Origin of the sequence: Marininema halotolerans (assembly GCF_900116235.1) — a bacterium.
Classification (GTDB): Bacteria; Bacillota; Bacilli; order Thermoactinomycetales; family DSM-45169; genus Marininema; species Marininema halotolerans.
The window spans coordinates 140,213-153,878 of the sequence record NZ_FPAA01000005.1 but is presented as its reverse complement, the minus strand read 5'-3'; the positions used below and the strand labels follow the sequence as shown (position 1 = coordinate 153,878).

Sequence of the window (13,666 nt, the reverse complement as noted above, 5' to 3'; positions counted from 1 at the left end):
ATCCCTATAATGAACATGGCTTATCCAATCATCAATTTTAGGAGTGATCCAATGTACCGGAAACGCGCATGGATTAGTGGATCGATGGTAGCGGCAGCAGCACTTCTCACCGTCTCTATCACCCCTGCATGGGCTTCATCCAATCCATCCATTTTTCATCATTCAAAGCATCCGAAAAATGTCATTCTCATGGTGGGTGACGGTATGGGCGCCGCTCAACGTCAAGCCATCCGCCTCTCCAAAGTCGGCCTGAATAACAATCTTGCCATGGATGACCTTTCCAAAGCAGGACTTGTTCACACCTCTCCTGATGATCCCAAAAACCTCATTACCGATTCTGCTGCATCTGCGACAGCAATGGCTTCAGGTGTTAAAACCTATAATGGTGCAATCGGTGTCAACGGAAAAAAACAACCTGTCCCTACGGTCTTGGAAAAAGCCAAAAAAATGGGGAAAGCGACTGGACTCGTCACGACAAGTCAAATCACTGACGCCACTCCTGCCGCATTTGGCGCTCACGTTGAGACGCGGAGAGATCAAAGCGAAATTGCCCGACAATTCATTGAGGTAACAAAGCCTGATGTTCTATTAGGTGGCGGAGAAAATTATTTTTACCCTGAAGGTACACCCGGTAAGTTTGCCGATGATGATGATAGCAAAAGCATAGGCAAAAGCAACCTAATCAAAGAGGCACAAGATCATGGTTATGCTTACGTCTATGACCAAAAAGGGCTTCAAAGAACCAAGAGCAATCGCATTCTTGGCCTATTTGCCAATGAAGAAATGTTTACATCAGGAACGGAAGGCGATCCGGATGCCACATATAATCCTGCTGTTCCTTTAACAAAGATGACCGAAAAAGCAATTTCTACACTTTCTAAAAACAGAAATGGATTTTTCCTAATGGTGGAAGAAGAAGGAACCGATGAAATGAGCCACAGTAACAACGCTAAATTGGCTATCCAATCAGGCATTGAATTTGATAATTCTGTAGCCATCGCTAAAGCCTATGCAGAAAAACACCGTGATACCCTGGTCATCGTTGTAGGCGACCATGAAACCGGCGGCATGACCATTGAGGATACCAATAAGTCCGATGAGTCGGGTGATGGCATCTCCCAAGAAGATGGACCCTTCCCTATCGCTCATTCTGATAAAAGCTTTATCGTGGATTGGACAAGCACCAGTCACACTGGGGTTGACATTCCTTTAACATCCATGGGCCCAGGTTCTAAATTCTTGACAGGAACTTACGAGAATACGCATATTCATGATGTTATGCTACGTACGCTAAAGGGCTACTAATCTCAACTTCAAGAAATGGGTGTCAGTATAGAGATTACCTCTCAAACTGGCACCCATTTCTGTTATGCTGATTATGCACAGGGTCTTATCGACTTTCTTGGTCCTAATTTTTCCACAACTCTCTTGATAGAAAGGTTGTTGACTATGAATAAGACATGGAAACAAGCGGGTATTCTGTTTACTATTCTGTGTGCTACCTTTACTACAGGGCTAACACCAGCCCATGCGGAGGGGAAGAAAGTGCTAAATATCGCTCATCGAGGCGCCTCTGGTTATGCACCCGAGCATACCATGCCCTCCTACAAATTGGGTAAACAGCTGGGTGGCGACTACACTGAGATCGATATCCAAATGACAAAAGATGGTCAGCTCATTAACATGCACGATGAAACATTGGATCGTACAACCAATGGTACTGGCGCTGTTAAAGATCACACCTTAGCAGAAATTAAGAAACTGGATGCCGGTTCCTGGTTTAATCACACATATCCTCAACTGGCTCAATCCCGTTATGTTGGACTAAAAGTGCCAACCCTTGACGAAGTTATTGACCACTTTGGTCAATCTACAAACTATTACATTGAGACCAAATCTCCTGATGTTTACCCTGGAATGGAAGAAAAACTACTACAAACATTAGACGCCCATGGACTTCTTACACCAAAGGCCCTTCAAGAAAAACAAGTCATTATTCAATCCTTCAGCGCAGATAGCCTAAAAAAAATACATAAAATGAATCCCCATATCCCACTCATCCAACTCCTATGGTATGAAGGAGAAGGCAAGGGAAAAATCACAGGTAAAGAAATACACGAGATTAAGAAGTATGCCTACGGAGTCGGTCCGAATTTTAGTAAAATCGATCGCCATTATGTTCACAAAGTACGCCATCACGGCCTGGATATTCATCCCTACACCATCAATGACCCCCAGCAAATGAACCAAGCAATTGAATGGGGAGTTACTGGGATCTTTACCAACTACCCAGACCAGCTAAAAAAAATGGTGCATCGCTAATCGACCAGCACCCACCTGAATAATTTGTGAATCTGCTGCTATATCAAAATGCCGCCAAGAATTTTACTGGCGGCATTTCCTTTATTTCCTATATCAAAAAACTACCAAAACCTATGTATAACCTTATTTGGAATTGTTATCCTTCCACTTAATGTTACACCCAAGGCTTGGTTTCTGCTGGGTTGGAATCGGTGTCCCTGCTAATTGATGATCAAGCGCTGCTCGTATGGATTCTCCCGTAACGGGTTTATCATTACCTGGACGAGAATCATCCAATTGACCACGATAAACCAATTTCCATTCTTCGTTAAAAATAAAGAAATCAGGAGTACAGGCTGCCTGGAACGCTCTTGCAACTTCCTGAGTCTCATCAAAAAGATAAGGGAAGGGATATCCCATTTCCTGTGCCACTTCCTTCATCCGATCAGGGGAGTCCTCCGGATACGCTTTTGCGTCATTTGAATTAATGGCAATAAAATTAATTCCTTTTTGCTGATAATCCTTTGCCAATTGAACTAACTGCTCCTGTACATGAATGACAAAGGGACAATGATTACAGATGAACATGATCACCTGAGCTTGTGCAGACCCAATACTTTCTCTGGATACGATTTTACCTGTCACGACATCCACCAATGAAAAAAACGGGGCTTCACTCCCTAGAGCAAGCATTGTTGATTCTGTACGTGCCATCTTCTATCACCCTTTCTATTTCTCACTTCTTCCAGTATAACAAGGAAAGCCCATCCCCTTCCAATCCCTTCTCGCTTACTCTTTCATCATCCCTTTACAACCACCCAAATAACCAAACATTCTCAATTTAAAACCCATTTAGATCCTATTATTTAATGGGTTAACTATCGATATAAAATAAAGTTATTGCCATTTCTAAAAAAAGTGTTGTCAAATCTCTCTCTTAATCGTAAAATATTTTAGAAAATTGAGTTTAGGAGGCGACTCGATGTTGCGTAAAAAAGGAATGCAATTGGCTCTCATCACTTCTGTCTTTTCCATGCTGGCTCTAACGGTTGTCACCCCTGATATTGCTGCCGCAAAAGAACGCACTAATCATTCAACGATTACTTCTGCAACTGCTAAAAAAGCTGCCGATAACTATCTGAAAAAACACACAAAGAAGTACAAGCTGAAGAAAAACATTTCTGATTTGAAGTATATTCGAACAATTCAAACGAAAACAGCAACTTTTGTTCGTTATCAAGAATCTATCGATGGTCATCCAGTCTTCGGCAAAGAAGTAACCGTAACGATCAACAAAAAAGGCAAAGTAGAATTAGTTGTTTCAGGTTACGTCCCTTATAAAAAAGTCAAAACCATCAAAAAGAAACTAGCCCTCAAAACCGTAGAAAGCAAAGCCTTGAAACGAATCGGTGCCAAATCAAACGATACCTTTGCACCCACCGCCAAATCCTATGGGTATACCATTCAAGATGGACAAGCTATTCCAGTCTATCGTGTCGTCTCCCATACGAAAAAACCTTATGGTACATGGGAGACCATGGTTCAAGCCGATACGGGAACCGTCCTTAAAAAGAAAAACCTCAACCAACAAGCTACCGGGGTAGGAAAAGTATTTCGCCCCAACCCGCTCGAATCCTACGGAGCAACCTCCAGTTTTGCAGATAACAATGATGCAGATTCTAGCGCACTGACCAACCAGCTAAAATCTGTCTACTTGTATAACCTCTATGGAACTGGCTATCTTAAAGGATCCTATGTCAGTATTTCATCCAAAGCGGGTACGTACTCCTCTTCAAATACCTTTAATTACACTCGCTCTCAGGATAGTTTTGAAGATGTGATGGTGTATTACCACATCGATGCGATGCAACGCTACATTCAATCCCTCGGGTTTAAAAACATCAACAACCGTTCGATCGTCGCAAATATCAATGTAGATGATGAAGACAATTCCGTCTATTCACAAGGTACAAAACAGTTGTACTTTGGATCTGGTGGTGTTGATGATGCTGAAGATGCTGGAATTATCACCCATGAGTACGGTCATTCCATTCAGGATAACCAAGTCCCAGGATTCGGCTATTCATCACAAGCTGCTGCTATGGGTGAAGGTTTTGGTGATTTCCTAGGTGCAACCTATGAAGATTCTCTTGCCCCCTCTTCCTACGGAAAGGCTTGCATAGGAGAGTGGGATGCGGTAGCGTATTCAAGTGCTAGCACACCCTGCCTTCGTCGTCTAGATAACGATAAAGTGTACCCCAATGATCTAGTAGGCGAACCACATGAGGATGGCGAAATCTGGTCTCAAGCCTTGTATGATATGTCCAATTACCTTGGACGTGATACTGCTACTACTATAATTCTTCAGTCCCACTGGTCCCTCACCCCAAATGCTTCGTTTAGAGACGGGGCAAAAGCAATCGTTGCAGCAGATAAATCGATTTATGGTGGTTCTCACAGCTCAACCATTCAATCCATTTTTGCTCAACGTGGAATCTCCACACAGTAACGAATTCATGAATGAGTGATGATCTACACGGAACCATTCCCCTCTAGTTATTTCCCGGGGAATGGTTCCATTCTTTAATAAGAAGATGCCTCTCCCACCTTATCACGATTGAAAAAAGTAGGCTTTCATCATACGCGACCATGTGAAACTAGCAAAAAAATTTTCAAAATACTCTCGTAAGCTATTGCTAATAGACTCGTATAATTGTAAAATATTTTTGAAAATTAAGATTAGGGGGGCTCGACCTTGGTTCATAAAAAAGGCTTTCGATTGGCTTTAATTGTGTCCGTCTGCTCCGTCCTTTCATTGACAATGGCTGCTCCAGGAACCTTTGCTGCAAAGGGAGACGCATCAAAAAAGGTAGGCATTGCCTCATCCAGTCAAATAAAAAAGGCCGCCGACAACTTTCTGAAAAAACACGCAACGAAATATCAACTGAAAAAAAATCTATCCGATTTAAAGTATGTCACCACCATCCGAACCAAAGCCGCTTCCTATGTACGTTATCAAGAAACGATTAATAATCACCCTGTCTTTACGAAACAAGTCACCGTTACGGTCTCTCCTCAGGGAAAAGCAAAACTTGTCGTCTCGGATTACACCCCCTATAACGAAGTTGTCGCCATCAAATCCAAACTTTCCGCGAAGGCCGTTCAAAGTAAAGCCCTGCAACGAATTGGTGCAAAGGAAAAGGATCAGTCTGCTCCTGCCACTCAAAACTATGGGTATACCATTCAGGATGGAAAGGCCATTCCAGTGGTTCGTGTGGTATCCCATACCAGCAAGCCCTATGGTGCTTGGGAAACTTATGTCCATGCAGAAAACGGGAAGGTCTTAACCAAGAAAAACCTCAACCAAGAAGCAACCGGTACAGGGAAAGTTTTTCAACCCAATCCCCTCGAATCCTATGGGGCCACCTCCTCTTTTTCAGATAACAGGGATAGGGATAGTACCGCACTGAACAATCAGTTAAAAACGGTATCCTTATTGGGGTTAAACGGAACAGGATATCTCAAAGGATCCTATGTCACCATCTCTTCAAAAGCCAATACTTACTCTTCAACCAACACCTTCAACTATACTCGTGCTAAAAATAGCTTTGAAGATGTCATGGTATATTATCACATCGACACCATGCAACGGTATATCCAATCCCTCGGCTTTAACAACATCAATAATCGTTCCATTACTGCGAATGTAAATACGATCAGCGATGATAACTCCTACTACGATCCTTCTAACAAGAAACTCACCTTCGGCTCTGGTGGTGTAGATGATGCAGAGGATGCAGGAATCATTACCCACGAATACGGTCATTCTATCCAAGATAATCAAGTACCTGGCTTTGGAAACTCCTCTCAAGGCGGGGCCATGGGTGAGGGTTTCGGTGATTTCCTAGGAGCCACCTACGAAGATGCAACCTCTTCCTCCTCATATGGTAAAGCATGTGTTGGTGAATGGGATGCAACTTCCTACTCTTCAAGTAATCCCCCTTGCCTCCGTCGCTTGGATAACAACAAAGTTTACCCTGCCGATTGGGAAGGCGAAGTCCATGCGGATGGTGAAATTTGGTCCCAGGCGCTATATGATATGGCAAGCACCTTCGGCCGCGATACAGCCACGAAAATTGTCCTTCAATCCCACTGGTCCCTTACTCCGAATGCCTCGTTTAGTGATGGTTACAAAGGCATGCTAGCTGCGGATGCCTCCCTCTATGGTAGTGCACATAAAGATAAAATCACTGCGATATTTGCTGCTCGAGGAATTAAATAAAAAATCCACTTGTTCTCTACCTCTACCCTCAAATCTTCCACCATACACCTAAAAAGCGACCCTTTTTTCACAAATCCATAACCTTAGCAAACTTCACTTGTGACTATCTCCCCTTCTCTACTGATAGAGAAGGGGGTTAGTTTTTTTGATCCAAAAACCGATTCCGTATATCCGGTGTGGGTATCATACAGGTTTCCTGTTTACCAAACCAACGGTAACGATTTCGGGCAAACCACCGATATATCCGATCACGAATAAATCGAGGCACCAGGATCAACCCATACAACCCTTTCCACCAGCCATCTAACCCCCTGCATATCCGCAACACAGCCGTTGATTCCATCGATACCCTCCCATTCTCCAGCAGGATTATGGAATCTGGCAAAGTCGAAGGCAAGGAACGTTCTTTACTCAAAGCGTCAGCCACTTCCGATTGTAATGATGCGAAATGAAATTTCCCTTGCTTATCATGACGAATAATCCACTGTACAGCACCATTACACACATTACAAACTCCATCAAATAACACAATGGGGTGCCGCGTATCGAAATGATTTGGTGTCATGGACGCCCCTCTCCTTACCTTTTGTTACTTCCAATCTTACCAGACTGTTCTTTCTTGAGTCGACCATGGTTCAAGCTAAGCATCGACAAAACAGGCATTTGACCCATTACGACCGCGGATAGACGGGCATAAGATACCATGGCAAAAAAACTACAAGGAGTGATTGTGCCATGGCAGAACGTAGACCCAAAAAGAAGTACAATCTTCCACCGATGCCTGCACCGGAAATGCCACAACCCGCACCGATGCCCCAAATGCCCATGCCGCAAATGCCGCCCATTCAGCCTGTACCCGAACCTGTACCCTATCCGGTACCTGTCCCTGTGCTACAGGAATACTGTTCAGTTGATCCTTGGCAGCTTTGGGAAACCTATCGTTCCAGTCGACATACGACGAAAATGCTCAAACAGTTAATCCGCCAGTGCCAGACTTGCTGCCCTCCGCCTCCCCCACCCTGTGACGGACCTTGGTCGGGAGTTTGCAAAACACCAACCAATCACACCCCATAAAAAAAAGCGTCCCATGATGGGACGCTTTTAAAAATGATGCCCTCCCCCTTGGATGCCAGCAAGGGGAACAGAGTGGAAGATGCCAAACGCAGAACCCTGTACACCATATGCTTGTCAAACTTTCCATGACACCGACAGGCTTCCTAATCCATTATTTTTTGGGTTCCATTTCAAGGAGTAGATCTTCTGCTTCAATCGGCTCCCCAGCTTTGACATAAATGGCTTTTATCGTACCCGAGAAAGGAGCCTGAACCGTCGTCTCCATTTTCATCGCTTCGGTCACAATCAAGTGTTCTCCTTTTCTCACTTCATCCCCTGGTTCGACCATAACTTTGAGTACATTTCCTGGCATGGATGCCCCAATTTCTCCTTCGACGGTACGATCCGCTTTTCGCCGGGTTTCTGATGTGATCTCTGCTGCTAAATCGGCTACAGTCACTTCACGAGGCTGACCATTTAGCTCAAAGTACACCGTACGTTTACCATCAGACCCTAAAGCGCCTACTGATATGAGTTTAACCATCAGAGTTTTTCCTTGTTCAATGGTAACCGCCACTTCTTCACCCAGTCGGAGACCGTAGAAGAAGGTAGGTGTATCTAACACCGATACTTCACCATAATCCTGGGTAATCCGTTCTTTATCTAAAAAGACTTGGGGGTACATGATATAGGACAGGACATCCTCTTCCGTCACCGGTCGATTAATCTTCTCCGATAGTTCCTGTTCCACCTTTACAAAATCAATCGCAGGCAAAAGCTTTCCTGGACGACAGGTGATATGTTCACGTCCTTTAAGGACCACTTTTTGTAATCGCTCGGGAAATCCACCTGGAGGCTGTCCAAGATATCCCTGAAAGAATTGAACCACGGACTCAGGAAAATCCAAGCGCTCCCCTTGCTCATATACATCGGCCTCACTCAAGTTATTGCGAACCATAAAGAGCGCCATATCCCCAACGACCTTGGAGGAGGGGGTCACTTTGATGATGTCGCCAAACATCCGATTCACCGTGGCATAGGTATCCTTCACCTGATCCCAGCCGGCTTCAAGTCCCACTCCCTTAGCCTGTTGGTGCAGATTCGTGTATTGTCCACCAGGCATCTCATGGTGATATACATCCGCCGTCGAGGATTGAATATCACTTTCAAAGCCTTCATAGTAACGACGCACATCCTCCCAGTAATCGGCTAACTTTTGCAGGGAAGAGGCATCTAACTCGGTTCCTCGATCCATTCCTTCAAGGGTCGCCACAATACCATTTAGACTTGGTTGAGAAGTTAGTCCTGACATCGAACTGATCGCCCCATCAACGATATCCACACCCGCTTCGTATGCCTTAAGCAGCGTAGCCATTTGGTTCCCACTGGTATCATGGGTGTGTAGATGGATGGGAAGACCGACTTCCTGTTTCAAGGTTCGTACCAATTTCTCCGCTGCGTAGGGCTTTAACAAACCGGCCATATCCTTAATCGCAAGAATATGAGCGCCCATGCGTTCCAATTCCTTCGCCAACTGCACATAGTATTGCAAGGTGTACTTATCCCGCTTAGGATCCATGATATCCCCTGTATAACAAAGGGTCGCTTCTGCGACTTTATCCGCTTGGCGAACGGCATCGATGGCCACTCCCATCCCCTCTGTCCAGTTGAGACTATCAAAGATTCGGAAGACATCAATGCCCGTGTCCGCAGACTTCTGTACAAATCGTTGGATGACATTATCGGGATAATTGGTATACCCCACTGCATTCGCGCCTCGCAGAAGCATCTGGAAGAGAACATTAGGAACCCGTTCTCTTAAGAGTCGCACCCGTTCCCAAGGATCTTCACTTAAGAAACGCATACTGGTATCAAAGGTAGCTCCCCCCCACATTTCCAGTGAGAACAATCCCGAGGCAAGTTTTCCTGTAGCTTCAGAAATCTGAAGTAGATCCTGGGTTCGCACTCGTGTTGCAAAAAGGGATTGGTGAGCATCCCGAAAGGTCGTATCGGTTAATAGTAACCGTTTTTCATTTTGAATCCACTTTACCAGTTCATCAGGACCTAATTGATCTAGGATCTGTTTGGACCCATTTGGATAGGGTTGTTTGACCGATGTTAGGGGAATTCGCGGAGTCGCAAAGGTGGGTTTTTTAGCCTTAGGAAGGCCCGGATGACCATTCACCACCGTCTGGGCAATATAATTGAGCAGTCTTGTTCCCCGATCCCGTTTTTTCGCATAGGTGAAGAGTTCCTGGCGGCTATCGATAAAGGAAGTATCATATTCACCACTTAGAAAGTCGGGGTGTTGCACGACATTCTCTAGGAAGGAAATATTGGTTTTTACCCCACGAATGCGAAACTCACGCAACGTACGTAACATTTTATTAGAAGCTTGGCTGAAGTTTAGTGCCCAAGAAGAGACTTTTACAAGCAACGAATCATAGTGGGGCGTAATGTCTGCACCCGGGTAGGCATTACCCACATCGAGCCGAATCCCAAATCCACCTCCTGAACGATAGGCAAGCAATCGTCCTGTATCCGGCGCAAAGTTTTGTCTGGGATCCTCTGTGGTAACCCGGCACTGAATCGCAAAGCCATTGGTCGTAATGTTTTCTTGAGAAGGGATTCCTAATTCAGGATCCCGGAAGGCATACCCTTCTGCGATACGAATCTGGGTTTGCACAATATCAATCCCGGTGATCATTTCAGTAATGGTATGTTCAACCTGTACCCGTGGATTGACCTCAATAAAGTAGAATTGATGATCCGGTGTAACCAAAAACTCCACTGTCCCCGCATTCACATAACCGGCATTTTTCATTAACTCCAATGCTGCATTGCAGATGCGAAGACGCAAATCATCCGGCAATGAAACACTCGGCGCTACTTCCACTACCTTTTGGTGGCGACGCTGAATGGAGCAGTCCCGCTCAAACAGGTGCAGAACTTTCCCCGTGTGATCTCCTAAGATTTGCACTTCGATGTGTTTCGGTTGCTCCAAAAACTTCTCAATATACACTGCGGTATTTCCAAATGCAGAACGGGCCTCGGAACGCGCACGGTCCAGCGCTTCCTCCAATTCTCCTTGTTCGCGTACGATCCTCATCCCACGACCGCCGCCACCGGACGCCGCTTTAATAATAATGGGATAGCCATGTTCTTTCCCAAAAAGAATCGCCTCTTGCAAGGAAGCAATGGGTTCAGGTGTTCCTGGAATGACGGGGATTCCTGCCGCAACCGCCGCTGCCCGTGCATCCACCTTATCCCCAAACATCTGGATATGTTCAGCAGAAGGACCAATAAAAACGATCCCCTCTTCTTCACAACGCCGTGCAAACTCCGCATTTTCTGATAATAATCCATACCCGGGGTGAATTGCATCCACATCATTTCGTTTGGCTACTTCAATGATGCCTTCAATATCTAAATACGCCTCCACCGGACCTTTTCCCTGACCAATCAAGTAAGCCTCATCCGCCTTAAAGCGATGGAGTGCCGTATGATCCTGCTCCGAATACAAAGCAACCGTACGAATCCCTAATTCCGTACAAGCCCGAAAAATACGAATCGCAATTTCTCCTCGGTTAGCTACTAACACTTTGTTAAATGTACGCATTGTTCAAGAATGTCCCCTCTCTCGTCGATAGGATGAACGTGCTTCATTTAAAAATGAATGAGTATCGAAAAGCTTTATCGCCTGATACAGGGAGTAACCTCTTTCGATCGAGCACTCATTCTTTATACGACCATCAAAATGTACCCTTGCCATGATCGTGCTGTTCCCTTCATTGTACTAAAGATAACGACAAAGTAAAAAGCCCTCGCAAGAGTTTACCCTTGGGAAGGCCGGTTGAATCGAGATTAGAAATCATAGCCGACAATTCCATCGGCTCTCTTCGAAACCACTGTCTACTTCTACTTAGGCAACATGAATGGTACCCGCACCTACCTTGAGGGATACGAGATGCCCCTCCACTCCTTGTGTCGTCCTTACTTCCTTGCGTTCCCTTGGGGCACCTTCCTCCATCTGGCTTCCGCAATACACGTGTCCCAGCCGCGCTCTCGCTTCCAGTCCGTAAGGAGCTCCCTCAGGCAAATCTAGAAAAATCTCACCTGTCATGACATGGGCTTTGATCGGTTCGGTCAATTCTGACCACCCTGCATGAAGTGTCCCTGTGGTAAGATGCGCATCCAATCCACCTGTACATTGACTGACATAAGCGGTACCCGTTGTGATATCGAGTTCCATTTTTTTCGTCTGTACTTTGTGCAGGTTCACCGTCCCCGCGACGACACGTTGGATCAATCGGGTTGCATGAAGATGATTAATCCGTGTATCGCCTGCCTCTACTCTGATCTTCAATTCACGTAATGATGGTTCCATTGCTTCTTTTAGCCCTTGGAAATTAAACCGTCCGGCACGAATCTCTACCGACAACCGATGGCGATAGGTTTGAGGAAGACGAATCTCCAACTTTGGTGCAGCACCTGTTATCCACTGGATGAATCCCTTCCGAGAAACATCGACATGGTATTCCTTCCCTTGCTGGTCCATTGTTAGTTGGGTACGATGATCTCCGATACATTTGACCTCAAAATCTTCACGGTCTTCCTGAATAATCAACATATCCCCTCGTGGTAAAACAATTTGGATATCCTCTACTTCCGACAACATCGATGTTAAGGTTTGCGTCCGTTTCACAATGAATCCATCCCTTCCGTATTTCACCATTCATATGGATTACTCTAAGGATAAAGGATGGATCATCTAGCGATAAGGAACGCATGGAGGATATCCACTCCGTCTCCAGACGGAAAAATCAATTATCTTACACGGACAATCATTTTCCCTTGTACTTCACGGGTTTCAAAGGCCTTATAAGCCTCTTGTATTCCTTCCTCTGAGAAGGGCACTTCTTTATAGATCTCAATGGAGTAGTCCCCATTATTAAATCCATCAAGCAGTGGAGATACTGCATATTGCAACGCAGCAGGATGTTCAAATACTTTTGTTAAATTCATGCCGCCAACCATGACATTTCGACTTAATAGACTTAAAACTGGGAAAAAGGGAGAGCGTAGAAGATCAATCGCCCGAGTCAATCCATTTCCTTGCGAAAATGAACTGGAAACACCAAAGGTAATTAATTTCCCGAAGGGGTGCAGTCGCCGATAAAGCTTGCGCGAACCGGGTCCCCCTTGTGGGTCTGCAATCAAGTCAAAGGTACGGTCTCCCAGCGCATCGTCGATGGTCGCTGACTGGCGATAGTTGATCACCTCAGCATCTGGGAAGTCTTGTTTGAGGGTGGCAATCTTCTCCTCACTCCCCACCAGGGCCGTTACCTTCGCTCCCCTTTTTTGGGCCATCTGCATCATGGCACGCCCAACACCCCCCGCAGCGGATTGAACCAATAAGCGATGATCCCGCTGTAAGTTCCCCATATAATCCAAAATATAATAAGCGGTCGCATAATTGACTGGAAATGCACCCGCCTCTGCAAGGGTCATTTTCTCGGGCTTTTTAAAACAAAACTCTCCAGGAACATGCAAGTGATCTGCATAGCATCCCATGGAGTTTACACCCCAAACCTCATCTCCAACCTCCAGTCCAGCTACTCGCGATTCCGTCACCACTCCAGAAAACTCATAACCTGGAACAAAGGGACCTTTGGGAGCGTTTAGGTATTTACCAAAATAGGCTTGATAATCAGCAAAGTTGATGCCAAAGTAATGAACATCCACAGCAACATGCCCCTCTTGAAGCGCCTCCTTTGGACGTTCATTCATCCGAACCCCACCACGTTGATCAAATAGCAGTTCTCTCATGTTTTTCTCATTACGAGCCGTTGTTTCATTCATTCTCTATCTCTCCTTTCAGCAATGACAAACATATGAGTTCTCTCCAATAGGCCTGAAAGAAATCATTCTTCTCACTGTATCACAAGTCAGAATTTACCGTATCATTGTATGATAGCGTTTTCATATCAAGCCAACATCATTGTATTCCCCCTCCAATGCGATAAATAA

General features: G+C 45.2%; 10 protein-coding genes. 5 read left to right on the top strand and 5 right to left on the bottom strand.

Going from position 1 to position 13,666, the window contains the following annotated elements; genetic code table 11:
* Positions 1-51: 51 nt before the first annotated feature.
* Together CHX35_RS08115 and CHX35_RS08110 are read left to right on the top strand one after the other, a co-directional pair.
* Positions 52-1,305, top strand: a complete 1,254-nt coding sequence (locus CHX35_RS08115; RefSeq protein WP_091836438.1) for an alkaline phosphatase — start codon at positions 52-54, stop codon at positions 1,303-1,305.
* Positions 1,306-1,449: 144 nt separating this feature from the next.
* Positions 1,450-2,322 carry a glycerophosphodiester phosphodiesterase gene (locus tag CHX35_RS08110; RefSeq protein WP_091836437.1) on the top strand — a complete coding sequence of 291 codons (873 nt, stop codon included), beginning with the start codon at positions 1,450-1,452 and terminating at the stop codon, positions 2,320-2,322.
* A gap of 123 nt (positions 2,323-2,445) precedes the next feature.
* Here CHX35_RS08110 and CHX35_RS08105 read toward each other — a convergent pair whose 3' ends face one another.
* Positions 2,446-3,015 carry a thioredoxin family protein gene (locus CHX35_RS08105; RefSeq protein WP_091836435.1) on the bottom strand — a complete coding sequence of 190 codons (570 nt, stop codon included), beginning with the start codon at positions 3,013-3,015 and terminating at the stop codon, positions 2,446-2,448.
* Positions 3,016-3,283: 268 nt separating this feature from the next.
* Between CHX35_RS08105 and CHX35_RS08100 the strand changes: the two genes are divergently transcribed.
* Positions 3,284-4,810, top strand: coding sequence for a M36 family metallopeptidase (locus tag CHX35_RS08100; protein WP_091836433.1), 1,527 nt, complete (start codon positions 3,284-3,286; stop codon positions 4,808-4,810).
* A gap of 312 nt (positions 4,811-5,122) precedes the next feature.
* Positions 5,123-6,583 carry a M36 family metallopeptidase gene (locus tag CHX35_RS08095; protein ID WP_091836711.1) on the top strand — a complete coding sequence of 487 codons (1,461 nt, stop codon included), beginning with the start codon at positions 5,123-5,125 and terminating at the stop codon, positions 6,581-6,583.
* A 136-nt stretch (positions 6,584-6,719) separates the two neighbouring features.
* On the opposite strand, the gene CHX35_RS08090 is transcribed toward CHX35_RS08095, so the two are convergent.
* On the bottom strand, positions 6,720-7,148 hold the full coding sequence (locus CHX35_RS08090) for a thiol-disulfide oxidoreductase DCC family protein (protein ID WP_091836431.1): 429 nt from the start codon (positions 7,146-7,148) through the stop codon (positions 6,720-6,722).
* 170 nt (positions 7,149-7,318) lie between these two features.
* On the opposite strand from CHX35_RS08090, the gene CHX35_RS08085 reads away from it, so the two are divergent.
* Positions 7,319-7,657 carry a hypothetical protein gene (locus CHX35_RS08085; RefSeq protein WP_091836429.1) on the top strand — a complete coding sequence of 113 codons (339 nt, stop codon included), beginning with the start codon at positions 7,319-7,321 and terminating at the stop codon, positions 7,655-7,657.
* A gap of 151 nt (positions 7,658-7,808) precedes the next feature.
* Here CHX35_RS08085 and pyc read toward each other — a convergent pair whose 3' ends face one another.
* From pyc to CHX35_RS08070, 3 genes are all read right to left on the bottom strand, one after another.
* A complete protein-coding gene (pyc, locus tag CHX35_RS08080; protein WP_091836427.1) occupies positions 7,809-11,255 on the bottom strand; it encodes a pyruvate carboxylase in 3,447 nt (1,148 codons plus the stop codon).
* A gap of 303 nt (positions 11,256-11,558) precedes the next feature.
* Positions 11,559-12,341, bottom strand: coding sequence for a DUF4097 family beta strand repeat-containing protein (locus CHX35_RS08075; protein WP_176391971.1), 783 nt, complete (start codon positions 12,339-12,341; stop codon positions 11,559-11,561).
* 122 nt (positions 12,342-12,463) lie between these two features.
* Positions 12,464-13,498, bottom strand: coding sequence for an alcohol dehydrogenase catalytic domain-containing protein (locus CHX35_RS08070; RefSeq protein ID WP_091836423.1), 1,035 nt, complete (start codon positions 13,496-13,498; stop codon positions 12,464-12,466).
* Between the last annotated feature and the right edge of the window lie 168 nt (positions 13,499-13,666).

Bases quoted from the DNA above. Each gene is read 5' to 3' on its own strand.
- CHX35_RS08100 (WP_091836433.1), top strand. From the start codon at position 3,284: ATGTTGCGTAAAAAAGGAATGCAATTGGCTCTCATCACTTCTGTCTTT.
- CHX35_RS08095 (WP_091836711.1), top strand. From the start codon at position 5,123: ATGGCTGCTCCAGGAACCTTTGCTGCAAAGGGAGACGCATCAAAAAAG.
- CHX35_RS08115 (WP_091836438.1), top strand. From the start codon at position 52: ATGTACCGGAAACGCGCATGGATTAGTGGATCGATGGTAGCGGCAGCA.
- CHX35_RS08070 (WP_091836423.1), bottom strand. From the start codon at position 13,498: ATGAATGAAACAACGGCTCGTAATGAGAAAAACATGAGAGAACTGCTA.
- CHX35_RS08090 (WP_091836431.1), bottom strand. From the start codon at position 7,148: ATGACACCAAATCATTTCGATACGCGGCACCCCATTGTGTTATTTGAT.
- CHX35_RS08105 (WP_091836435.1), bottom strand. From the start codon at position 3,015: ATGGCACGTACAGAATCAACAATGCTTGCTCTAGGGAGTGAAGCCCCG.
- CHX35_RS08110 (WP_091836437.1), top strand. From the start codon at position 1,450: ATGAATAAGACATGGAAACAAGCGGGTATTCTGTTTACTATTCTGTGT.
- pyc (WP_091836427.1), bottom strand. From the start codon at position 11,255: ATGCGTACATTTAACAAAGTGTTAGTAGCTAACCGAGGAGAAATTGCG.
- CHX35_RS08085 (WP_091836429.1), top strand. From the start codon at position 7,319: ATGGCAGAACGTAGACCCAAAAAGAAGTACAATCTTCCACCGATGCCT.